Source organism: Streptomyces parvus, assembly GCF_014648875.1.
Taxonomy (GTDB): Bacteria; Actinomycetota; Actinomycetes; order Streptomycetales; family Streptomycetaceae; genus Streptomyces; species Streptomyces parvus.
Map to the genome: position 1 here is coordinate 53,940 of NZ_BMRY01000008.1, position 21,633 is coordinate 75,572.

At 71.4% G+C, this 21,633-nt stretch carries 21 protein-coding genes; 3 read left to right on the plus strand and 18 right to left on the minus strand.

What is annotated here, in order from left to right:
• Window positions 1-21 precede the first annotated feature (21 nt).
• From IE140_RS23880 to IE140_RS23960, 17 genes are all read right to left on the minus strand, one after another.
• Window positions 22-195: a DUF6126 family protein gene (locus IE140_RS23880; RefSeq protein ID WP_167533510.1), complete on the minus strand. Its 174-nt coding sequence runs from the start codon at window positions 193-195 to the stop codon at window positions 22-24.
• Window positions 196-259: 64 nt separating this feature from the next.
• Entirely contained in the window at window positions 260-868 is a 609-nt protein-coding gene (locus tag IE140_RS23885) for a helix-turn-helix domain-containing protein (protein WP_150195476.1), read from the minus strand.
• 66 nt (window positions 869-934) lie between these two features.
• Window positions 935-2,332 carry an aspartate aminotransferase family protein gene (locus tag IE140_RS23890; protein ID WP_150195478.1) on the minus strand — a complete coding sequence of 466 codons (1,398 nt, stop codon included), beginning with the start codon at window positions 2,330-2,332 and terminating at the stop codon, window positions 935-937.
• Window positions 2,329-3,348, minus strand: coding sequence for an adenosyl-hopene transferase HpnH (gene hpnH / locus IE140_RS23895; RefSeq protein ID WP_010058015.1), 1,020 nt, complete (start codon window positions 3,346-3,348; stop codon window positions 2,329-2,331). The genes IE140_RS23890 and hpnH overlap by 4 nt, the downstream gene beginning before the upstream one ends.
• 5 nt (window positions 3,349-3,353) lie before the next feature.
• On the minus strand, window positions 3,354-4,001 hold the full coding sequence (locus tag IE140_RS23900) for a phosphorylase family protein (protein WP_032777246.1): 648 nt from the start codon (window positions 3,999-4,001) through the stop codon (window positions 3,354-3,356).
• Window positions 4,001-6,001 (minus strand): squalene--hopene cyclase, encoded by a 2,001-nt coding sequence (gene shc / locus IE140_RS23905; protein ID WP_150195480.1) that lies wholly within the window; start codon window positions 5,999-6,001, stop codon window positions 4,001-4,003. The genes IE140_RS23900 and shc overlap by 1 nt, the downstream gene beginning before the upstream one ends.
• A gap of 107 nt (window positions 6,002-6,108) precedes the next feature.
• Window positions 6,109-7,212, minus strand: coding sequence for a polyprenyl synthetase family protein (locus tag IE140_RS23910; RefSeq protein WP_189460675.1), 1,104 nt, complete (start codon window positions 7,210-7,212; stop codon window positions 6,109-6,111).
• Window positions 7,209-8,594, minus strand: coding sequence for a hydroxysqualene dehydroxylase HpnE (gene hpnE / locus IE140_RS23915; protein WP_150195482.1), 1,386 nt, complete (start codon window positions 8,592-8,594; stop codon window positions 7,209-7,211). The genes IE140_RS23910 and hpnE overlap by 4 nt, the downstream gene beginning before the upstream one ends.
• Before the next feature lie 118 nt (window positions 8,595-8,712).
• Window positions 8,713-9,633, minus strand: a complete 921-nt coding sequence (hpnD, locus tag IE140_RS23920; RefSeq protein ID WP_189460716.1) for a presqualene diphosphate synthase HpnD — start codon at window positions 9,631-9,633, stop codon at window positions 8,713-8,715.
• A gap of 29 nt (window positions 9,634-9,662) precedes the next feature.
• Window positions 9,663-10,574, minus strand: coding sequence for a squalene synthase HpnC (gene hpnC, locus IE140_RS23925; protein WP_100561063.1), 912 nt, complete (start codon window positions 10,572-10,574; stop codon window positions 9,663-9,665).
• A 413-nt stretch (window positions 10,575-10,987) separates the two neighbouring features.
• Window positions 10,988-11,773, minus strand: a complete 786-nt coding sequence (locus IE140_RS23930; protein WP_006128931.1) for an ABC transporter ATP-binding protein — start codon at window positions 11,771-11,773, stop codon at window positions 10,988-10,990.
• The gene (locus tag IE140_RS23935; RefSeq protein WP_093437502.1) at window positions 11,766-12,695 is read right to left on the minus strand and encodes an ABC transporter permease; all 930 of its coding nucleotides are present in this window, start codon (window positions 12,693-12,695) and stop codon (window positions 11,766-11,768) included. Before IE140_RS23935 ends, IE140_RS23930 begins: the two co-directional genes overlap by 8 nt.
• 101 nt (window positions 12,696-12,796) lie before the next feature.
• Window positions 12,797-13,669, minus strand: coding sequence for a glycosyltransferase family 2 protein (locus tag IE140_RS23940; protein ID WP_189460718.1), 873 nt, complete (start codon window positions 13,667-13,669; stop codon window positions 12,797-12,799).
• A gap of 8 nt (window positions 13,670-13,677) precedes the next feature.
• Window positions 13,678-14,457 carry a CDP-alcohol phosphatidyltransferase family protein gene (locus IE140_RS23945; RefSeq protein ID WP_093437507.1) on the minus strand — a complete coding sequence of 260 codons (780 nt, stop codon included), beginning with the start codon at window positions 14,455-14,457 and terminating at the stop codon, window positions 13,678-13,680.
• Window positions 14,435-15,496: an iron-containing alcohol dehydrogenase family protein gene (locus tag IE140_RS23950; protein WP_010072789.1), complete on the minus strand. Its 1,062-nt coding sequence runs from the start codon at window positions 15,494-15,496 to the stop codon at window positions 14,435-14,437. Before IE140_RS23950 ends, IE140_RS23945 begins: the two co-directional genes overlap by 23 nt.
• Window positions 15,484-16,221: a phosphocholine cytidylyltransferase family protein gene (locus tag IE140_RS23955; RefSeq protein WP_030711519.1), complete on the minus strand. Its 738-nt coding sequence runs from the start codon at window positions 16,219-16,221 to the stop codon at window positions 15,484-15,486. Before IE140_RS23955 ends, IE140_RS23950 begins: the two co-directional genes overlap by 13 nt.
• Window positions 16,218-17,972: a DUF5941 domain-containing protein gene (locus IE140_RS23960; RefSeq protein WP_150195485.1), complete on the minus strand. Its 1,755-nt coding sequence runs from the start codon at window positions 17,970-17,972 to the stop codon at window positions 16,218-16,220. Before IE140_RS23960 ends, IE140_RS23955 begins: the two co-directional genes overlap by 4 nt.
• A 317-nt stretch (window positions 17,973-18,289) precedes the next feature.
• Between IE140_RS23960 and galE the strand changes: the two genes are divergently transcribed.
• The 3 genes from galE (at window position 18,290) to idi (ending at window position 21,124) form a co-directional block, all read left to right on the plus strand.
• Entirely contained in the window at window positions 18,290-19,267 is a 978-nt protein-coding gene (gene galE, locus IE140_RS23965; protein ID WP_150195487.1) for a UDP-glucose 4-epimerase GalE, read from the plus strand.
• A gap of 181 nt (window positions 19,268-19,448) precedes the next feature.
• A complete protein-coding gene (locus IE140_RS23970; RefSeq protein WP_032762659.1) occupies window positions 19,449-20,390 on the plus strand; it encodes a cation diffusion facilitator family transporter in 942 nt (313 codons plus the stop codon).
• 140 nt (window positions 20,391-20,530) lie between these two features.
• Window positions 20,531-21,124, plus strand: coding sequence for an isopentenyl-diphosphate Delta-isomerase (gene idi / locus IE140_RS23975; protein WP_088573708.1), 594 nt, complete (start codon window positions 20,531-20,533; stop codon window positions 21,122-21,124).
• Between the two features lie 52 nt (window positions 21,125-21,176).
• Here idi and IE140_RS23980 read toward each other — a convergent pair whose 3' ends face one another.
• On the minus strand, window positions 21,177-21,632 hold the full coding sequence (locus IE140_RS23980; protein ID WP_023609104.1) for an ATP-binding protein: 456 nt from the start codon (window positions 21,630-21,632) through the stop codon (window positions 21,177-21,179).
• Window position 21,633: the final 1 nt, after the last annotated feature.

Here is a 21,633-nt window from a genome sequence, read left to right on the forward strand (position 1 = left end):
CTACGGCGAAGGCGCGCGCCGTCACTTGCTCCCGGCCACCACGAAGAGCAGGTAGAGGAAGGCCGCGATGACGTGGCCCGCCACCAGGTAGGCGAAGAGCCGGATGATGACGCCGCGCGGCATCCGCTTCTCCTGCGGGTCCTCGTCCGGGCGGCGCCCGGGGCCCAGCGGGTCGTAGTGTTCGGAATCGGACATGACGGTCCTCTCTGTCGGCCTCGCGGCCGGTGGAGTGAAGGGTGGGGCGGGCGGGAACAGCCCGTCAGCGCGGGTGCAGTCCGCTGCCGAGGCAGAACTCGGCGGCGGGACTCTGCAGCAGGGAGTGGACGAAGAGCAGCTCCGCGCCACAGCGGCCGACGGCCGCGATCCGGTGCGGGGTGAGCGAGTCGAAGTGGGCACTGTCGCCGGGTTCGAGGTCATGGACGGTGTCGCCGAGCCCGACCCGCAGCCGGCCCTCCAGGACGTACAGCCACTCCTCGCCGGGGTGGACCCGGACCAGGTCGTCCTGGGCGCCGTAAGGGACACGCACCCGCAGCGCCTGCATCGCGCGGCCGGAACCGCCCGCCCGCCGGTACATCCAGCCGTCCGCCTCCGCCCCCTCGAAGCCGCCGCCGCGGATGATCGCGTCCCGTTCGGGCGGCTGCTCTCCGAGCAGCTCGGAGACCGTCGTACCGTAGATGCGGGCGAGTCCCAGCAGCATCGGCAGCGAGGGCTGCCTGCGGCCGGTCTCCAGCCGGGAGAGATGGGCCGGGGAGAGTCCGGCGCGCTGGGCCGCGGTCTCCAGGGTGAGACCGCGGGAACGGCGCAGATCGCGCAGTCGGGGAGCGACGCCGGGGAGCTCGTCCGGCACCCCTTCGTCCGGAGGGTTCATGCCTCTATTGGGCCAGGACCTTTCCTCTGAGGCAAATAACTTGCCTCAGAGGCAAACGCCGCCGGGTCAGCGATGGGCCACGGCCTGCCTGACCAGCGTCCGGCCGAAGTCCCACATCAGCCCGCCGCCGCTGTGCGCGTCCTCCATGACGGAGGTGAACGCCTCGACGAACCGGTCCGCCTCCTCGTCCCCGATGACCAGCGGCGGGATCAGCTTGATCACCTCCAGATGGTCGCCGGAGACCTGGGTGAGGATCCGGTGCCTCTGGAGCAGCGGCACGACGACCATCTGGGCGAAGAGTCCCTTGCGGGCCGCCTGGAGCATGGTCCAGCGGCTGCGGAGCTTCAGCGAGGAGGGCCGGCCGAACTCGATGCCGATCATCAGCCCGCGCCCGCGCACCTCGTGCAGCAGCTCGTAGCGGTCCACCAGGGCGGCCAGCCGCTCACGCAGCAGATCACCGGTGCGCCGGGCGTTCGCGACGATCTCCTCGTCCTCCATGACCGTCAGGACGGCGAGCCCGGCCGCCATCGCCTGGGCGTTGGAGCCGAAGCTCGCGGAGTGGACGAGGACCCGGTCCATCGAGGAGTAGACCTTGCGGAAGATCCAGTCCTTGCCGAGGGTCGCGCCGACCGGCACATAGCCGCCGGAGAGGGCCTTGGCCACGCACACGAGGTCGGGCTCGACCCCCTCCTCGTGCTGGTAGGCGTAGAAGTCCCCGGTACGCCCGAGGCCCGTCTGGACCTCGTCGGCGATCAGAAGCGCCTTGTGCCGGTGCAGCAGCTCCTGGGCCTCGCGCAGATAGCCGGGCGGCGCGGGGTGCACACCCTTGCCCTGGATCGGCTCGACGACCAGGGCCGCGACGTCGCCCCGCTTCAGCTCGCGGCGCAGCGCGTCGAGGTCGCCGAGCGGGACGGCCGTGTCGGGCAGGAGCGGGGCGAAGCCGTCGCGGAAGCCGCTCTCCCCGTTGACGGACAGCGAGCCCGTGGTGAGCCCGTGGAAGGCGTGGTCGCAGTAGAGGACTCTGGGCCTCCCGGTGGCGTACCGGGCGAATTTCAGTGCCGTCTCGACCGCTTCGGTGCCGCTGTTGCCGAAGAAGACGCGGTCCAGGTGCGGGCTGTGGGCCAGCAGCTTCTCGGCGAGCAGTCCGGGAAGCGGCTGGCAGTCGAAGCGGGTGAGGTCGGCGAGCCGGGCGTCGAGCACGTCGTGCAGGGCCTTGCGGACGACCGGGTGGTGCCGGCCGATCCCCATGACGCCGAACCCGGCGAGCATGTCGAGGTAGTCGTTGCCCTCGGCGTCCCAGAAGTACGCGCCCTCGGCCCGCTCGTAGACCTTGTCGAAGCCGATGGTGTGCAGCATGCGCGGCAGCTGGTGGTTCAGGTGGCGCGCGTGAAGCTCGTACCGTTCGGCCCCGCGTTCGGCCAGGAGCCGTCCGAGGTCGAAGCCGCCCGGCCCGCCGTCCGTCACCGGTTGCCGCCCACGCTCTCCCGCGCCGCGCGCAGGGACTCCTTGAGCGATCCCATGGTGGCGAGCACGGCGGTGGGCTCGTAGCCGCAGTGCGCCATGCAGTTGGCGCAGCGCGGGTCCTTGCCCCGGCCGTACTTCTCCCAGTCGGTCTCCTCGATGAGCTGACGGTACGTCGGTACGTAGCCGTCGCTCATCAGGTAGCAGGGGCGCTGCCAGCCGAAGAGGGAGTAGTTCGGGATGGCCCAGGCGGTGCACGGGAAGTCCGCCTTGCCCTCCAGGAAGTCCAGGAAGAGCGGCGAGTGGTTGAGCCGCCAGCGGGCCCGGTTGCCGCCCGCGAAGGCCTTCTTGAACAGCTCGCGGGTCTGCTCGACGCCGAGGAAGTGCTCCTGGTCGGGGGCCTTCTCGTAGGCGTAGGCGGGCGAGATCATCATCTCGTCGACGTGCAGGTCGTCGTTGAGGTAGTTGAGGACCTCGATGATCGTCTGTGGGGTGTCGGTGTTGAAGAAGGTGGAGTTGGTGGTGACGCGGAAGCCGCGCGCCTTCGCCTCCTTCATCGCGGCGACGGCCTCGTCGAAGACGCCTTCCTTGGCGACCGACTCGTCGTGCCGCTCGCGCAGTCCGTCGATGTGCACGGCGAACGCGAAGTACGGGGACGGGGTGAACTTGTCGAGCTTCTTCCGCATCAACATCGCGTTGGTGCAGAGGAAGACGTATTTCTTCCGGGCGACGAGCTGGCGCACGATCTCGTCGATCTGCGGATGCATCAGCGGCTCGCCGCCGGCGATGGACACCATGGGGGCCCCGGATTCGAGCACCGCGCCCACCGCCTGGGCGACCGGCATGCGCTGCTTCAGGACACCGGCCGGGTGCTGGATCTTGCCGCATCCCTCGCAGGCGAGGTTGCAGGCGAACAACGGCTCCAGCTCGACGATCAGCGGGAACTTCTCACGCTTGCGGAGCTTCTGTTCGAAGAGATACGTCGCAACCTTGATGGTCTGGCGGAGCGGCATGGCCATCTAGCTCACCTCCTGGGGAGCAGTAAAGATCGGTGCCATTCATAGAAAGCCGGAAGGACGGCGCGAAGTACGCGGAACGCCGATATTCCACCGCGGACCGTGCCGATACGGACGAGCTCATGCTCAGGAGCGTCCACGACCACCCGGACGGCCGCAACCGGGCGCGGTCCGTGACACAGAGCGGTACGCAGTGTCGCGGCGGACTCCATGTCGACCGCGATGGCCCCGCTCGCCCGCAGCGCGGCCCGCTCGGGCCCCCGTACGACATGGTCGGAGCCGGTCAGCGGGCCGGTGTGGACCCTGCGGCCGGGGAGGGCGCGGGTGAGGGCGGCGACCAGGACGCCGGTGCCCGTGCAGGGGGTGGTGCCGTCCGCGTCCCGGGTCTCCTCGGCGACGACGAGGTCCCCGGGGTGCATCCCCGGGGCGAGCCCGGCGCAGAAGCCGGAGGCGATCACCGCTGCGTCGGGGACCCCGCCGGGGCCCAGGAGGCGCGCCACGGCCGCCTCCGCCGCCCGGGGGCCCATTCCGGTGCGCAGGACCCGGACCGGACCCGGGGCGCCCCTGCCGCTGCGCAGGGCCACCTGCTCGATGCCGAGGGCGCAGGCGACCAGCAACGGCGTCACGGGGCTCCCGGACCCTCGCGGATCGCCCATCAGACCCCCTCGGCGGCGTCCGGGCGGTCCGCGAACGGGTCGCCGTGCACATAGCGCCCGAGTGCGGTGAGGGGGAAGACCTGGCGGTAGAGGTGGTAGTTGATCGAGAAGTCCCAGGGGAAGCCGGTGCCGGTGAAATACGGCTCGTCCCAGGAGCCGTCGGCCTGCTGCGCCTCGGTCAGCCAGGTGACGCCCCGGGTGACGGAGGCGGTGTCCCGGCGTCCCGCGGCCAGGAGGGCGAGCAGCGCCCAGGCGGTCTGGGAGGCGGTGGACTCACCGTGCCCGATCCACTTCTCCTCCTGGTAGGAGCGCAGGTCCTCGCCCCAGCCGCCGTCGTCGTTCTGGACGGACTCCAGCCAGTCGACGGCCCGGCGGATCGCGGGGTGCCCCGCGGGCAGGCCGGCGGTGATCAGTGCGGGCACCACGGATCCGGTGCCGTAGACGTAGTTGACGCCCCAGCGGCCGAACCAGGCGCCGCACGCCTCCTGTTCGGCGAGCAGCCACTCGATGCCCTCGCGGGTACGGGGGTGGCTCGCGAGCCCTTCGACGGCGAGCATCTCCACGACATGGCCGGTGACGTCGGCCGACGGGGGGTCGATGACCTCGCCGAAGTCGCAGAAGGGCAGCCGGTTCGGAAAGGCGCTGGTGTTATCGGCGTCGAACGCGCCCCAGGCCCCGTTGCGGGACTGCATCCCGAGGTTCCAGCGGACCCCGCGGGCGATCGCGGCCTCCAGCCGGGCGGGGTCGGGGTGGCGCACCCGGCGCAGCGCCAGGACGACCTCGGCGGTGTCGTCGATGTCGGGGTAGTTGTCGTTGTGGAACTCGAACGCCCAGCCGCCCGGGGCCAGTTCGGGTTTGCGGACCGACCAGTCTCCGGGGCGGGTGATCTCCTCGGCCAGCATCCAGTCGGCGGCCTTCACCAAGGCGGGGTGGTCGGGTCTCAGCCCGGCGTCGGCGAGTGCGATGGTGGCCAGGCAGGTGTCCCAGACGGGCGACTGGCAGGCCTCGATCATGCGGGCGCCGTCCTCGCGGCGCACGGCGAACCGGTCGAGCGAGGCCAGGCCGGCCTTCATCACCGGGTGGTCGAGGTCGTAGCCGAGGAGGTGCAGGGCGATGACCGAGTAGACGGCGGGCGGCTGGATCCCGCCCCAGCAGCCGTCGTTCTCCTGGCGTTCGATGATCCAGCGGGCGGCCACGTTCATCGCGATACGGCGCAGTGGGCGCGGGGCGACCTTGTGGTAGAGGTGCAGCCCTTTGTCGAGGCGCTGGAAGAGACCGTCCCAACTGGCGCGCGGGGCAAGCTTCCTGGGCGGGTTGGGGTGGTCCGGGTCGGCGTGCAGCTCGTCCAGGGCGAAGGGCGCGGGCCGCACGGGGCGCTTCGCGGAGACGATGGTGAGCGGCACGATGGTCTGCCGGGCCCAGCAGCCGAAGTCGTAGATGTTGAGCGGGACCCACTTGGGGAAGAACATCAGCTCGGGCGGGAGTTCGGGGAGGTCGTCCCATTTCCACCAGCCGAACAGGGCCAGCCAGATGCGGGTGAACACGCGGGCGGCGGCGATGCCTCCCTGGTCCCGGATCCAGCCGGAGGCGCGGGCCATGTGCGGTTCGTCGGGGCGGTCCCCGGCCAGCCGCAGGGCGACGTACGCCTCGATCGTGGCGGAGAGGTCGCCGGGTCCACCGTAGAAGGTGTTCCAGGTGCCGTCGCCGAGCTGTTCGCCCCGGATGAAGAGGGCGGCGGCCCGGGTCGTCTCCGGGTCCTGGATACCGAGGAACTGGCGCAGGAGCAGGTCCTCGGCGTCCATCGTGACGTTGGTGGCGAGGTCGCCCTTCCACCAGCCCTGCTCGTCCTGTCTGCCGAGGAGGTGCTCCACGGAGCGTTCCGCGGCCCGCCGCGCGATGTCGGTGACATCGTTGGCAGCGGTTCTCGTGTCGGTCGGATCGTCGGCGGGAGCCCCGGTGATGTTCGCGGCCCCGGTCGATCCGTCGGTCGTCGCTGTCATGAGCTTCCCCTTACGTGCAGTCGGTTCTCTGCTGTGCTGGGGTCTCCGTCGGCCGGCGCCCCGGTGAGGGCGCCGGCCGGCGACTGCGAGTCATATGGAGAGAGCGATCATCTCTTTCGTACCACCACGAAGTCGGCGAGCTCGGTGAGCTGCTCCCGCACCCGGTGGGGCATGTCGACGGCGTGCAGCGCCTCGATGGCGTGTCCGTGCTGACGACGGGCTTCCTGGGCGGTCCACTCGCGGCCGCCCGCCTCCTCGATGAGCGCCGCGCGGGCGGCGAACTCCTCTTCGGAGAAGCTGTCGAAGTCGTTGCTCTTGGCGTCGGCGGCGAGCAGTTCGCCGAGCCGCTCGGAGGCCTCGCCGCCCGCGGCGAGCGCGGCGACGACCGGCAGGGACTTCTTGCGCTGGCGCAGATCGCTCCAGGTCTGCTTGCCGGTGGACTCCGGGTCGCCCCAGATGCCGAGCAGGTCGTCGACGGCCTGGAAGGCGAGGCCGAGGTGGTAGCCGTACGCCTCCAGAGTGTCGGCGGTACGGTCGTCGGCGCCGCCGAGCACCGCGCCGATGGAGGCGGCGCAGGCCAGCAGGGCGCCGGTCTTGTTGCCCTCCATCTCCAGGCACTCCTCGACGGTGACCCGCTCGCGGTGCTCGTAGGAGATGTCCTGGGCCTGCCCGTCGATGAGCTTGCGGGTGGCGGTGGTCAGCCGGCGGGCCGCTCGGCCCGCCTCGACCGTGCCGAGCTCCAGCAGCAGGTCGTAGGCGAGGGCGAAGAGCGCGTCGCCGACCAGGATCGCCTGGGCGGGGCCGTGCACCTTCCATACGGTGTCGCGGTGGCGGCGCTGTTCGTCGCCGTCCATCAGATCGTCGTGCAGCAGCGAGAAGTTGTGCACGAGTTCGACGGCCACGGCGCCGGGGATGCCGGCCTCGGCCGGGGCGCCCGCCGCCTCGGCGGACAGCAGGGCGAGCGCGGGGCGCACGGCCTTGCCGCCGTCGCCGTCCGAGGGCCGGCCCGCCGCGTCGATCCAGCCGAAGTGGTACGCGGCGACGGTGTCCATGGGCGGCGCGAGCCGGTCCACGGCAGCCCGCAGGACCGGCGCTGACAGGGCTCGTCCGCGCTCCAGAAGCGCGGTGACGTCCGCGGTGTCAGCCACGGTGTCGTAAGCCGGATTCGCCGGGGTCACAGACTCTCCTCTTGTTCCGGTGGTACTGCTCATGCCGCCTCCTGAAGCGGATGTCCTGGGGGGCGGCCGAGGTCGTGGAGGGCCGCGTCGGCGGCGGCTCCGCCGCTGCGCACGGCACCCTCCATCGTCGCGGGCCAGCCGGTGTCGGTCCAGGCCCCGGCCAGCTGGAGGCCGGGCAGCCGGGTTCGGGGGCCGGGGCGCAGCCGTCCGACGCCCGGGGCGGGCGCGAAGGTGGCGGTGCGCTCCCGGGTGACGAAGAAGTCGCGGATGCCCGCGCCGCGGGCGGCGGGCAGGAGGCGCTCCAGCTCGGGCAGGTAGCGGGAGCGCAGTTCGGCGACGGGGAGGTCGATCTCGGCCTGGGCGGCCGACTGCGAGACGGCCAGATACTGCCCGGGGCCCTTCAGGCCCGAGGAGTGGGTGCGGTCGAAGACCCACTGGACCGGGGAGCCGATCGCGGCGAAGAACGGCCTGCGCAGCACCTTGCGGTCGTAGATGACGTGCACGTTGAGAATGGGTGCGTTGTCGATGTCGAGCAGCAGCTCCGGCTCGTCCAGCGCGCCCGCGGGCAGCAGGTCGTGGGTCTCGGTCTGCGGCACGGCCAGCACGACGGTGTCGGCGGTGATCCGCTCCCCCGCGCTCTCGACGCTCCAGCGGCCGTCCTCGGTGCGGGTGAGGGAGCCGACCTTGGCGCGGAGTTCGGTGCGGACGCCCGCGGTGTCCAGGGCTTTGCGGGCGAGGGTGTCGTGCAGGTCGCCGAGCGGGACGGTGGCCCAGCCGATGTCGGCGGCGCCGGGGTCGGAGAGCAGGCCGGTCTTGAAGACCTTCGCCGCGAGCGCCATGGAGGCGTCCGGGGCGGTGGCGTTCAGGGTGGCGACGCCGACGAGGTCCCAGAGAGCCTCGATGGCGCGCTCGGACTGGCCGTGCCGGCGCAGCCAGGTGGCGAAGTCGATCCGGTCCAGCTCGGGGTCGGCGGGGTCGAGGCGGCCCAGCGCCAGGGCGGCCCGGCCCACGGCCGCCTTCTCGGCGAGCGAGAGGTGCGGATAGGCGGCGAGGCCGCCCGCCAGGTGCAGCGGTACGGGCAGGGCGGTGCGGCGGATCCGTCCCAGGCGCGGTCCGGCGGCCCGGCCGACGTCCAGCACGGGGACGTCGAGGCGGTCCTGGAGCGGGGCCAGGTGCGCGGCGTCGATGCGGTCGAGGAACCAGCGGTAGCCGGTGCAGCAGCGCAGGTAGACGTGCTGGCCGTTGTCGACGGTGAGGTCGCCGCGCTGGAAGGAGAAGGCGAGGCCGCCGAGGCGGGGCCGGCCTTCCAGGAGCGTCACGTCGAGTCCGGCGTCGGCGAGACGGAGCGCCGCCGTCACCCCGGCGAGGCCACCGCCGACGACCACGCCGACGGGGCGCGGGCTCTCGTCGCTCATGCCTGCCCCTCCCGCCGGGTCGTGGCTGTCTGCCGGGTCCTCACCCTGCAGATCGTCGCAGTCAGTGACGCGTCGGGCCACCGGAGGGTTGCCCGGGGACGGGAGCCGCGCAGCCGCATCAGGCTCGCCCCCTGGCGGTGAGCCGCGAGATGTGGCGGGCGTCGAGACCGGACAGGCCGCGCACCGCGACGTAGGCCTTCTCGTGGCCGGGCAGGGAGACCCGGCCGCGCAGGACGGCTTCGGGGTCTCGCTCGATCCGGTCGAGGAGGCGGCGGTAGATCCCGGCCATCGCGGCGACGCAGGCGCCGCTGCGGCGGTCGAGCATCGGGAGCAGTCGGTAGCCCTCGGCGAACAGGGCGCGGGCGCGGCGGACCTCGAAGTGGATGAGGCCGGCGAAGTCGGACCCGGGCGGCGGGGTGGTGCGGTGGAACCCGGCCGAGCAGCCGAATTTGGCCAGGTCGTCGGCGGGCAGGTAGGTGCGCCCGTTGCCCGCGTCCTCGCGGACGTCGCGGAGGATGTTGGTGAGCTGGAGGGCGAGGCCGAGGGTGTCGGCGTACTCCGCGGCCCGCTCGGCCCCGCGGGCGCCCGGCGCGGTGCCGAAGACGCCGAGGCTGAGGCGTCCGATGGCTCCGGCGACGCACCGGCAGTAGGTCTTCAGGTCGTCCCAGGTCTCGTAGGTCGCACCGCGGACGTCCATCAGGACACCGTCGATCAGCTCGTCGAGGCCGCCGAGCGGGAGCGCGAAGCGGCGGGCGGCGTCGGCGAGCGCGACGGCCACCGGGTCGGTGTCGTCCTCCTCGACCTTGCCGTGCCGGACCCGGTCGAGCAGTTCGCGGGTGCTCTCCAGCCGGGTCCGCTTGGTCCCCGCGTCCAGCTCCCCGTCGCCGATGTCGTCGACCCGACGGGAGAAGGCGTACAGCGCCGACATGGCCTGCCGCTTCTCGTTCGGCAGCAGCCGGATGCCGTAGGCGAAGTTACGGGCCTGCTGTCCGGTGACGGCTTCGCAGTAACTGTATGCGGCCTGCACCGGCGGCGACATGTACGTCGTCTGTCCCTCCACGGTCCGGCTCACCTCTCTCCACGCGCTCTTCGCAAGACGGTTCCCACTTCACGCAGCAGGCTGGGCTTGGTGGCCTTGGGCGGTCCGGGCAGGACGTCGAACCCGGCGGCCGAGATCGCCGTGAGCGCGCTGCGGCCGCCCCCGACGAATCCGGCGAGGAGCAGTTTCAGCCTGCCGTCGACGCTGCCCACCAGCGCGGGGCCCTCGTCCAGCAGGTCGCTCGCGCGCTGGGCCTCGTACGCGATCAGGGCGCGGACGGAGGCTCCGGCGGAGGGCGCGGCCAGGTCGGATTCGGTGACCCGGAAGCGTTCCATGTCCTCGGCGGGCAGATAGATCCGGTCGCGTTCCAGGTCTTCGGCGACGTCCTGGAGGTGTTCGACGATCTGGAGTGCGGTGCAGACCGCGTCGGAGCGGCGGACGCGCTCGGGGCTGGTGGTGCCGGTGAGGGCGAGGACCAGGCGGCCGACGGGGTTCGCGGAGAGTTCGCAGTAGGCGGCGAGCTCGGCGTAGGTGCCGTAGCGGCGGACCTTCTGGTCCTGGCGGTTCGCCTCGATCAGGCCGAGGAAGGGTTCGGGGGTGAGCGCGCGGCGCCTCGCGGTGGGGCGCAGGTTGCGCAGCAGGGGGTGGTGCGGCTCCTCGCCGGTGGTGGCGAAGACCCGGCGGAGGTCCCTCTCCAGGGCGTCGAGCATGGCGAGGCGGTCGTCGCTCTGCTCCGGCTCCAGGCCGAGGTGGCGGGCGTCCGCGCCGCCGGGAGCGAGATCGCCGTCGCCGATGTCGTCGACGAGCCGGGCGAATCCGTAGACCGCCATCAGGTCCCCGCGCCAGGCGCGGGGCAGGAAGAAGGGAGCCACGGGGAAGTTCTCGTCCGCGGCCTTGCCGAGGGTGGCGTCGCCGATGTGCGCTGCGGGGGTCGGGGTCACTGCGGACCACCCGGCGCGGGAACGGCAAAACCACGTCGGAGCTGGAGATCTTCCGCCATTGCCGTCACATCTCCCGTTCTACACTGCTGACCCAAAACAACCCTTTTCGGACACGCCGCTCAGTCTTCCGAGTGCACTGCGGCAGAGCGTCGGTGGAGCGGCGTATCGCCCTACTGGCCATGAATCAGCACCGCTCCAGCTTACGTTGTACAGCTCACAGGGGATCGGCGGGGTGGAGCGCCCGCCACCGCTTCCCGGCCGTACCTGTCAACCTTCCCCGGGCACGGCTGACTTGACGTCATCCGCCGGGAGGAGATCGGCCCCGGCCCCCTACTGCGCAGGGCCTGCCCGGCAAAGGGCACCGCACGGCCCCCGCCGGACCGGTCCGGCGGGGGCCACGGGATGGGCTCGGGCTACTTGCCCGTCTCGCGCTCGTACGCCTTGAGGACTTCCTCGGTGGGGCCGTCCATCAGCAGCTCGCCCTTCTCCAGCCACAGGGCGCGGTCGCAGGTGTCCCTGATCGACTTGTTGTTGTGGCTGACCAGGAAGACGGTGCCCGCCTCCTTGCGCAGTTCGCGGATCCGCTCCTCGGAGCGGATGCGGAACTTTCGGTCACCGGTGGCGAGCGCCTCGTCGATCATGAGGACGTCGTGGTTCTTGGCGGCGGCGATCGAGAACCGCAGGCGCGCCGCCATGCCGGAGGAGTACGTGCGCATCGGCAGGGTGATGAAGTCGCCCTTCTCGTTGATGCCGGAGAAGTCGACGATCTCCTGGTAGCGGGAGCGGATCTCGGCCTGGGTCATCCCCATGGCCAGACCGCCCAGCACCACGTTGCGCTCGCCGGTCAGGTCGCTCATCAGCGCCGCGTTCACGCCGAGCAGCGAGGGCTGGCCGTCGGTGTACACATGGCCGGATTCGGTCGGCAGCAGTCCGGCGATGGCCCGCAGCAGTGTCGACTTGCCGGAGCCGTTGGTGCCGATGAGGCCGATGGCCTCGCCGCGGTAGGCGGTGAAGGAGACACCGCGTACGGCGTGCACCTTCCGGACGCCGCGCGGCTCGCCCTTGCCCCGCCGCAGCATGCGGCTCAGCGCGGCGGTGGCGCTGCCCCGGCCGCCGCCCGCGCCGTTGACCCGGTACACGATGTGCACGTCGTCGGCGATCACCGTGGGGATGCGCCCCTGCGCGTTGTCGTCAGCCACGGCCGTACCGCTCCTCCGCCTTCCAGAAGTACACGAATCCCACGACGCCCAGCAGCAACGCCCAGCCCAGGCCGGCGGCCCAGACGTGGTCCGGCAGGTTCTCGGAGCCGTACCCGTCGATCATGGCGAAGCGGACCAGGTCCATGTAGATCGCCGCCGGGTTGTACTGGAGCACGTCAGCGATCCAGGCCGGCTTGTCCTTCAGCATCACCGGGATGGAGAACATGACGCCCGAGGCGTACATCCAGGTGCGCATCACGAACGGCATCAGCTGCGCGAGGTCGGGGGTCTTGGAGCCGAGCCGCGCCATGACGAGGGCCAGGCCGGTGTTGAAGACGAACTGGAGCAGCAGGGCGGGAATCACCAGGAGCCACGACAGCGAGGGGTAGCTGCCGAAGATGACGGTGACCGCGACCATCACGATCATCGAGAAGAGCAGCTGCTGGAGCTGCTGGAGCGAGAAGGAGATGGGGAGCGAGGCCCGGGGGAAGTGGAGGGCCCGGACCAGGCCGAGGTTGCCGGAGATCGACCGGACCCCCGCCATCACCGAGCTCTGGGTGAAGGTGAAGACGAAGACGCCGGTGACCAGGAACGGCACGAAGACGTCGTGGGGGATCCCCTCCCTGGTCCCCAGGATCAGGCCGAAGATCAGGTAATAGACACAGGCGTTCAGCAGGGGCGTGACCACTTGCCACAGCTGGCCCAGTTTGGCCTGGCTGTACTGGGCGGTCAGCTTCGCCCGGGAGAAGGCCAGGATGAAGTGGCGCCGGCCCCAGAGCTGTCGCATGTACGCGAACAGCCCAGGCCGGGCGCCGCTCACGGTCAGGCCGTACTTGGCGGCCAGCTGGGCCGCGTCGAGGCCCTCGTCGGCGGACGGCGGGGTCCCGAGGGCTACCCCACCGTCGTGGGTCGTCTCACTCACAAGTTGAAACTCTCGTCTTCACGCGCAGCCAGTCGCGGGCGCGGCTCAGGCGGACAGGTTCCGGAAAGAAAATACGCCTCATGCTCTCAGAGGTAAGCGTCTCAGATGACCGGAGGTCGGCCCAGCCTCGTCAGCCGCCACACCGTACGCCACTTCATCGGGCGCCGGATTCCGCAAGGAGCCGTCCAGCCTTCCCGGAATCCGCCGAACCATGCCTTCAGCGCGGGCGGTGACGGGCGCCTGACCAGGGTCAGCAGCAGCCAGACCCCGGTGTAGAGCGGCACCAGCGGGGCGGGCAGGTTCCGGCGGGCGAGCCAGACCCGGTTGCGGGCGACCATGCGGTGGTAGACCGCGTGCCGGGACGGGGCGGTGGTGGGGTGGTTCAGCACCATGTCGGCGCGGTAGTCGATCATCCAGCCCGCGTCCAGCGCCCGCCAGGCGAGGTCCGTCTCCTCGTGGGCGTAGAAGAAGTCCTCGGGCAGCGGGCCGACCTCGGCGATGACCTTGGTGCGTACGGCGTTGGCGCCGCCGAGGAACGTCGTGACGCGCGAGGAGCGCATCGGGTCGGCGGCCCGCAGCCGGGGCACGTGACGCCGCTGGGTGACGCCGGTCTCCGGGTCGGCGATGCGGAAGGTGACGATCCCGAGCTTCGGGTCCGCCTCGAAGGCCTGCCGGCACAGCTCGGCGGTGTCCCGGTTCGGGAGCATCCCGTCGTCGTCCAGGAAGAGCAGCGCGTCCACGTCCGCACCGCAGGGGCCGAACGCCTCGATGCCGACGTTGCGGCCGCCGGGGATGCCCAGGTTCTCGGGCAGCTCGACCGTGCGCACCCCGGCGGGCACCTCGGGGACCGGGGCGCCGTTGCCGACGACCACGACCTCGATCCGGTCACCGTGCTGGGCGGTGACCGAATCGAGGAGGGCGCGGAGCTCGTCCGGGCGGTTGCCCATGGTGATGATCACCGCGCCCAGTTTCATGGGCAGGGTCACTTCAGCCTGCTGGACGCCAGGACGGACACCAGGTGCAGCAGGGTCTGCAGCAGCGCGATGCCGGCCATGACCGCCACGGTCAGGCGGGTGTAGAAGAGGCCGCCCGCGACCGCGTCCACGACGGCCACCACGAGGATCACCAGGGACGCCTCGATGCCGAGGATCAGCCGGTGGAACTTGAGCGCGGCGGCCGCCTTGCGGGCCAGCGCCATCCCGGAGGAGCGCGGCTCGGACGCCGCTTCCTTCACCGGCGGCAGCCCGCCCTGGTGACGGGCCACGCCCACCAGGTCCGTCTCGGCCTTGATCAGGATCGCGCCGAGCGCGGCGAGCGTCCCGAGGAACGCCCAGAGCCAGTCGATCCGGCCCTCGCCCCAGATGTCGGCGGCCCTCAGGCCGAGGCCCACCAGGACCGCCGCGTCGCACAGATAGGCGGCGACCCGGTCCAGGTAGACCCCGCTGAGCGAGTACTGCTTCTTCCAGCGGGCCAGCTCGCCGTCCACGCAGTCGAAGAGCAGGTAGAGCTGGACCATCACCACGCCGAGCACGGCGCCCCAGATACCCGGCACCAGCAGCGCCGGGGCGGCCAGGGCTCCGGCCAGCGTCATGACGTACGTGACCTGGTTCGGCGTGACGCGGGTGTTGACCAGGTAGCGGTCCACGCGCAGCGAGACCTCGCGCATGTACATGCGCCCGGCCCAGTGCTCGCCGCTGCGCCGGTCCTTCACCCCCGGGGGGTGCACGACCGGACGGAGTTCAGCTACTGATGGTCGAGACATAGTCGGCGTACGCGTCCCTGATCTGATCGGTGGACAGGTTGAGGTGCTCCAGGACCGTGAAGCGTCCCGGGCGCGTCTGCGGTGCGTAGTCGACGGCCTTGACGAACTCGTCGACGCTGAACCCGATCTCCTCCGGCAGGACCGGCAGACCGTGGCGGCGCAGTATCGATGCCATCAGGAGGGACTCCTGGCGGGCACCGCGCAGATGCATGGCGAAGCAGGCGCCGAGGCCGACCTGTTCGCCGTGGCTGGCCGCGCGCTGGGGGTAGAGCAGGTCGAACGCGTGGTTGATCTCGTGGCAGGCGCCGGACGCCGGACGCGAGTCGCCCGCGACCGACATCGAGATGCCCGTGAGCACGAGTCCCTCGGCCAGCACCTTCAGGAAGGCGTCGTCGCCGACGCCGCCCGGGTGGCGCAGCACGGCCTCGCCGGCCTGGCGGGCCATCGCGGCCGCCAGCCCGTCGATCTCCTCGCCGTTGACCTCGTGGGCCAGCTCCCAGTCGGCGACGCAGGAGATGTTCGAGATCGCGTCGCCGATGCCGGAGCGGACGTAGCGGGCGGGCGCCTCACGGATCACGTCGAGGTCGATGACCACGGCGATCGGGGTGGGGACCCCGTAGGAGCCGCGCCCGTTGTCGTTGTCCAGCGTGGCGACCGGCGAGCACAGGCCGTCGTGCGAGAGGTTCGTCGCGACGGCGACCATGGGCAGCCCGACCCGCGCCGCGGCGTACTTCGCCACGTCGATGATCTTGCCGCCGCCGAGGCCCACCACGGCGTCGTAACGGTTGCCCTTGATGCCGTCGGCGAGCTTCACCGCGGAGTCGATCGTGCCGTCGGAGACCGGGTACCAGTCGGCACCGGGCAGGACCGGGGCGAGCCTCTCCTTCAGGGCGCGCCCGGAGCCGTCGCTGATCGCGATGGCGAGTTTGCCCGAGGAGGAGATCCGCTGATCGGCCAGGAGACCCGCCAGATCGTCCATGGCGCCGCGTCGGATGTCGACGACGACCGGGGACGGAATGAGCCGGGTCAGTACTGGCACGCGATCTCCCGGCCCTTCTTGAGGTCGTCGTGGTTGTCGATCTCGACCCAGGTCACGGTGCCGATGGGGGCCACGTCGACGGTGAAGCCGCGGTTCACGAGCTCCTGGTAGCCGTCCTCGTAGTAGAGGTCGGGGTCGCGCTCGAAGGTGGTCTTCAGCGCGTCCGCCAGTTCCTCGGCGGCCTCGGCCTCGATGAGGGTGACGCCGATGTACTCACCGGTCGCGGTGGCCGGGTCCATCAGCTTGGTGATGCGCTGGACGCCCTTGCCCTCCTCGGTGATGACCTTCATCTCCTCGTCGGCGAGCACCTTCTCGGTGTCCAGGGCGAGGATGATCTTCTGCCCCTTGCCGCGGGCGTCCAGGAGGGTCTTCTCGACGGAGACCGGGTGCACGGTGTCGCCGTTGGCGAGGATCACGCCGCGCTTGATGACGTCACGGGCGCACCACAGGGAGTAGGCGTTGTTCCACTCCTCGGCCTTGTCGTTGTCGATCAGCGTGAGGCTGAGGCCGTAGGTGGCCTCCAGCTCGGCCTTGCGGGCGTAGACGGCCTCCTTGCGGTAGCCGACGACGATCGCGACCTCGGTGAGGCCGACCTCGGCGAAGTTGGCCAGCGTGAGGTCGAGGACCGTCTTGTCGCCGTCGACAGGGACGAGCGCCTTGGGGAGCGTGTCCGTGTAGGGGCGCAGACGTCGTCCTGCACCGGCTGCCAGTACGAGGCCGATCATGCGAGTTCTCCTTCGTCGTGTACGGCGGGCGCCGAGGAGGACACCCAGAAGCGGATGGACTCCACGAGCACCACCAGAGCCACGGCGACCGCGAGCGCGGTCAGGGCCGTGGTGAAATCCGAGGCGTGGGTGAGTACGGCGGCGAGGACGGCCACCAACGTGGTGCGGCCCTCGTGTCCACCGATCGTCCGCACCAGCCACCGGGGCGGCGCGCCGGTGCCTCCGCGGATGCGGTACACCGTGTCGTAGTGATGGTAGGCGACGGCCGAGATCAGCCCGAAGGCCGCCGGAACGGCGTGCGGGGCGTCGCTGCGGGCCGCCAGCACGAGGATCGTGACGTACTCCGCCGCCCGGAAGAACGGCGGCACCAGCCAGTCGAGCGCCCCCTTGAGCGGGCGGGCGACGGCGAGGCCGGAGAGGACCACGTACACCGCGGCGGCGGCGACGGTGAGCGGGCTGCCGTACGGGAGGAGGAGCGCACCGCCGATCATGACCAGCGTGCCGAGCAGGGCGACGGCCGGAGCCGTGAACGCGCCCCGGAGGCCGGGGGCGACCGCCGCGACCCCCTGGGCCAGCGGACCGGAGTCGGCCAGGTCCGCGAGGGCCTGCGCGGCGCGGTCGGTACGGCTGGCCCGGCGGGTCAGCGAGCGCAGCAGGCGGCCCGCGGTGGTGTAGCAGGCGGCCAGGGAGCAGCCGATGAGCAGGGCGTAGAAGACGATGCGCGGGGTGGTGAGCGCGGTCAGGACCGCGATCATGGCCCAGCGCTCGCCGATCGGCAGCACGATCATCCGGCGTGCCCAGACCGTCCAGCCGACGCTGTCGAGCTTGTCGGAGAGGGCGGCGGTGGGGCTGGTGTTGGCGACCGCGTCGTGGTTGGCCTCGTTGAACGAGAAGTCCACGACATGGCGGCAGGCCTGGAGGACCATCGCGCCGAGCGCCAGGACCCAGACGTCATCACCGCCGCGTACGGCGCCGATGGCGAGCCCCGCGTAATACGCGTACTCCTTGGCCCGGTCGAAGGTGGCGTCCAGCCAGGCGCCCATCGTGGAGTACTGCAGCGAGTAGCGGGCGAGCTGCCCGTCGGTGCAGTCCAGCACGAAGGAGACCAGCAGCAGGATGCCGGCGGCGATGTAGCCGCCGCGGGTTCCGGTGGCCGCCGCGCCCGCCGCGACGAGCGCGGTGATCAGCGACGCGGTGGTGACCTGGTTCGGGGTGAGGCCCCGGCGGGCGCACCAGCGGGCGATGTAGCGGGAGTACGGGCTGATGGCGAAGGTGGTGAAGAAGCCGTCGTGGGCCTTGACCGCGCTGCGCAGCCGGACCGCCTCGTCGTCGACCTCGTCGCGGGCGCTCTCGGCGGCCGCCCGCGCTCCGGCGTCGGTGGGGACGGTGGCGGTGAGCGATCCGAGCTCGGGGCGCTTGACGGCGGTGCCCTCGGCCTCCAGCGCCACGGCGATCCGGCCGGGGACCGTGCGGTCCTCGGGCGCCGGGTCGGTGTCCGGGGCGACGACGGGGGCGCCCGCGCCGACGGCGGCCGTGGTGCGCCGGAGCGCGCGCAGCAGGGCGCCGCGCGCCTCGGGCTGGGCGGTGAGCGCACCGGGCACGGTGGCGGCGGCGAAGCGGGGGTCGGTCAGCCCGAGCCGCAGCGCGTGGACGTGGCCGACGAAACGCGGATCGACGAGGGCGACCCGACGGCCGGCCGGGACGGCGGCCAGGAGGGCTGCGGCGTCACCGGCATCGGCGGCGGTCTGCACGTCGAAGCCCAGGGACCTCAGATCGTCCGCGAGCGACGACCCGGGTACCGGCGTACCGGTGAGGATGGCGGTCGACAGACGAACTCACTCCTTGGCACTGACGTGGACGACACACGGCGGCACGGCCACATGGCGGACCGGCGGTGTGTCGGCTGAGGCTATCGGATGAACGGAAGACCGAGTTCACCACCCGTTTGTGCGCCGTTCGGGTGGACCTGCGCAGCCGGGCGCCGTTCGCGATCATCATCATCGATCGGGGGCCCGGCCCACAAACCCGCGGAGCGGGCCGCCCGAGCGGGGCCCTTAGGCTGGCGGGCATGACATGGCTGATCACAGGCGGGGCGGGTTACATCGGGGCACACGTGGCGCGGGCCATGGTCGCGGCGGGCGAGCGGGTCGTGGTGCTCGACGACCGCTCCAGCGGCATCGCCGAGCGGCTGCCGGACGCCGTCACGCTGGTGGAGGGCCCCGCCTCCGACCGGGCCCTGCTGGACCGGGTGCTGGCCGGTCACGCGGTGAGCGGTGTGGTGCACCTCGCGGCGAAGAAGCAGGTCGGCGAGTCCGTGGAGAAGCCGCTGCTGTACTACCGGGAGAACGTCGGGGGGCTGGCCGTCCTGCTGGAGGCCGTGGTCGCGGCGGGGGTGCGGCGCTTCCTCTTCTCGTCCTCGGCGGCCGTGTACGGCGTACCGGACGTGGACCTCATCACGGAGGAGACGCCCTGCCTCCCCATCAACCCGTACGGCGAGACGAAGCTCACCGGTGAGTGGCTGGTGCGGGCCACCGGCAAGGCGCACGGGCTCTCGACCGCGTGCCTGCGGTACTTCAACGTGGCGGGCGCGGCCGCGCCGGAGCTGGCGGACACCGGGGTCTTCAACATCGTGCCGATGATGTTCGAGCGGCTGACGCACGGCGAGGCCCCCCGGATCTTCGGCGACGACTACCCGACCCCGGACGGCACCTGCATCCGCGACTACATCCACGTCGCCGATCTGGCGGAGGCGCACCTCGCGGTCGCGCGGCGGCTGGACGAGACGGGCGCGGGCGATCTGACGCTGAACGTCGGCCGGGGCGAGGGCGTCTCGGTACGCGAGCTCGCGGACGTGATCGGCGAGGTGACGGGGAGCGATCTGAAGCCGGTGGTCGAGCCGCGCCGGGCAGGGGACGCGCCGAAGGCGGTGGCGTCGGCCGCGCGGATCACCGGGGAGCTGGGATGGACGGCCCGGCGGAGTGTGCGCGAGATGGTCGAGTCGGCCTGGGAGGGCTGGTGCCTGCACCACCCGGGGGCCCGCCCGTGATCGGTTCCAGGTGGCTCCCTTGATCGTGTCAACGCTCTGACCTGCGAAGCGTTTCCGCAGGTCAGAGCACATGACAACGGTGTTCAGTCCCGTGTTGCCCCATACCCCCCACCCGTAGTTCACTGGGCCTGACCGGGGCGGTTGTGCCCCGGCACGTCCTACGGACCTGGAGGCGTTTCGCATGGGGGCTGGCCACGATCACGGGCACACGCACGGCGGGCCGCCCCCGACGGGAACGGCGGCCGCCGCGTACCGGGGAAGGCTCCGGATCGCCCTGGGGATCACCCTGAGCGTGATGGTCATGGAGATCGTCGGCGGGGTGCTCTCCGACTCGCTCGCGCTGATCGCGGACGCCGCCCATATGGCCACCGACGCCCTGGGGCTCGGGATGGCGCTGCTCGCCATCCACTTCGCCAACCGCCCGGCCGCTCCGAACCGCACCTTCGGCTTCGCCCGCGCGGAGATCCTGGCCGCGCTCGCCAACTGTCTGCTGCTGCTCGGCGTGGGTGCCTACCTGATCTTCGAGGCGGTGGAGCGGTTCATCACCCCCGCCGAGACGAAGGGAGGGCTCGCCATCGCGTTCGCCGCGGTCGGCCTGGTGGCCAACATCGTCTCCCTCTCGCTGCTGATGCGCGGGCAGAAGGAGAGCCTGAATGTGCGGGGCGCCTATCTGGAGGTGATGGCCGACACCCTGGGCTCGATCGCCGTGATCGTCTCGGCGGGGATCATCATGGCGACCGGCTGGCAGGCCGCCGACCCGATCGCCTCGCTCGTGATCGGCCTGATGATCGTCCCCCGGACGGTGAAGCTGCTGCGGGAGACCCTGAACGTACTGCTGGAGGCCGCGCCCAAGGGGGTCGACATGGCGGAGGTACGGGCCCACATCACGGCGCTGCCCGGGGTGCTGGACGTCCATGACCTGCACGCCTGGACGATCACCTCGGGGATGCCGGTGCTCTCCGCCCATGTGGTGGTGCGCCAGGAGATGCTCGACTCGATAGGGCACGAGAAGGTGCTGCACGAACTGCAGGGCTGCCTCGGGGACCACTTCGACGTGGAGCACTGCACCTTCCAGCTGGAGCCGAGCGGTCACGCGGAGCACGAGGCGCATCTCTGCCACTGAGTCACGTGGCCGGATGTGGCGCACCCACGGGGCCGGACATGCCCGGACCCGTGGTACGGACAAGCGGCTTTTGTACGGCAGACTTGACCGGACTCCAGGGGTCCGGCGCACGAGGCCGGGGACCAAAGCGAAGGATGGGTATGCCGACCACACCAGCCACCGCGACGCACAGCTCGTCGAACGGCACCGCCGAACCGATCATGCTCGAACTGGTCGACGAGAACGGCGCCACCATCGGCACCGCGGAGAAGCTGGCGGCCCATCAGGCCCCCGGGCAGCTGCACCGCGCGTTCTCCGTGTTCCTCTTCGACGAGCAGGGGCGACTGCTGCTCCAGCGCCGGGCGCTCGGCAAGTACCACTCCCCCGGCGTCTGGTCGAACACGTGCTGCGGGCACCCTTACCCCGACGAGTCGCCGTTCGCGGCCGCCGCCCGGCGTACGTACGAGGAGCTGGGCATCTCGCCGTCGCTGCTGGCCGAGGCGGGCACCGTGCGCTACAACCACCCGGACCCGGCGTCGGGCCTGGTGGAGCAGGAGTTCAATCACCTGTTCGTGGGAATGGCGCAGGAGGCGCTGAAGCCGGACCCCGAGGAGGTCGGCGAGACCGCCTTCGTGACGGCGGCCGAACTGGAGAAGCGGCACGCCGAGGGGCCGTTCTCGGCGTGGTTCATGACGGTGCTGGACGCGGCGCGGCCGGCGATCCGTGAGCTGACGGGGCCCTCGGCCGGCTGGTGACCCGTCGCCCGGTCGCGCACGGGGGCGGGCCGGACAGTGGTGTACGGGGCGGTCAGAGCTGCGTCTTCAACGGCAGCGCCGCCCAGATGATCTTCCCGCCGCTCGCGGTGTGCTCGACGTCGCAGGTGCCGCCCGCCTCCGCGGTGACCACCTTGACCAGCAGCAGGCCCCGGCCGCCGGTCTGGGCGTAGTCCGTCTCCAGGGCGGTGGGGCGGTAGGGGTGGTTGTCCTCGACCGAGACTCTGACCCAGTCGGCGGCGATGGCCACCTCGACGGCCAGCTCGGGCGAGAGGAGCGCCGCGTGTTTGACGGCGTTGGTGACAAGTTCCGAGACGATCAGCAGCAGCCCCTGGAGGATGTCGTCCTCGATCGGCACGCCCTGCCGGCCGAGAAGATCGCGTACGGCGTGCCGGGCGCTGGGCACGGACGCCTCCACCGCGGGGGCGGTGAAGCGCCACACCCCCTCGTACGACACGGGGTCGGCAGGGGCACTCCCGAGGCTCTCCATC

Coding starts and splice junctions, on each gene's coding strand:
- IE140_RS23880 (WP_167533510.1), bottom strand. CDS start 195: ATGTCCGATTCCGAACACTACGACCCGCTGGGCCCCGGGCGCCGCCCG.
- IE140_RS23885 (WP_150195476.1), bottom strand. CDS start 868: ATGAACCCTCCGGACGAAGGGGTGCCGGACGAGCTCCCCGGCGTCGCT.
- hpnH (WP_010058015.1), bottom strand. CDS start 3,348: ATGGCCATGCCGCTCCGCCAGACCATCAAGGTTGCGACGTATCTCTTC.
- IE140_RS23900 (WP_032777246.1), bottom strand. CDS start 4,001: ATGGGCGATCCGCGAGGGTCCGGGAGCCCCGTGACGCCGTTGCTGGTC.
- shc (WP_150195480.1), bottom strand. CDS start 6,001: ATGACAGCGACGACCGACGGATCGACCGGGGCCGCGAACATCACCGGG.
- IE140_RS23910 (WP_189460675.1), bottom strand. CDS start 7,212: ATGAGCAGTACCACCGGAACAAGAGGAGAGTCTGTGACCCCGGCGAAT.
- hpnE (WP_150195482.1), bottom strand. CDS start 8,594: ATGAGCGACGAGAGCCCGCGCCCCGTCGGCGTGGTCGTCGGCGGTGGC.
- hpnD (WP_189460716.1), bottom strand. CDS start 9,633: ATGTCGCCGCCGGTGCAGGCCGCATACAGTTACTGCGAAGCCGTCACC.
- IE140_RS23940 (WP_189460718.1), bottom strand. CDS start 13,669: ATGAAACTGGGCGCGGTGATCATCACCATGGGCAACCGCCCGGACGAG.
- IE140_RS23945 (WP_093437507.1), bottom strand. CDS start 14,457: ATGTCTCGACCATCAGTAGCTGAACTCCGTCCGGTCGTGCACCCCCCG.
- IE140_RS23955 (WP_030711519.1), bottom strand. CDS start 16,221: ATGATCGGCCTCGTACTGGCAGCCGGTGCAGGACGACGTCTGCGCCCC.
- galE (WP_150195487.1), top strand. CDS start 18,290: ATGACATGGCTGATCACAGGCGGGGCGGGTTACATCGGGGCACACGTG.
- IE140_RS23970 (WP_032762659.1), top strand. CDS start 19,449: ATGGGGGCTGGCCACGATCACGGGCACACGCACGGCGGGCCGCCCCCG.
- idi (WP_088573708.1), top strand. CDS start 20,531: ATGCCGACCACACCAGCCACCGCGACGCACAGCTCGTCGAACGGCACC.
- IE140_RS23980 (WP_023609104.1), bottom strand. CDS start 21,632: ATGGAGAGCCTCGGGAGTGCCCCTGCCGACCCCGTGTCGTACGAGGGG.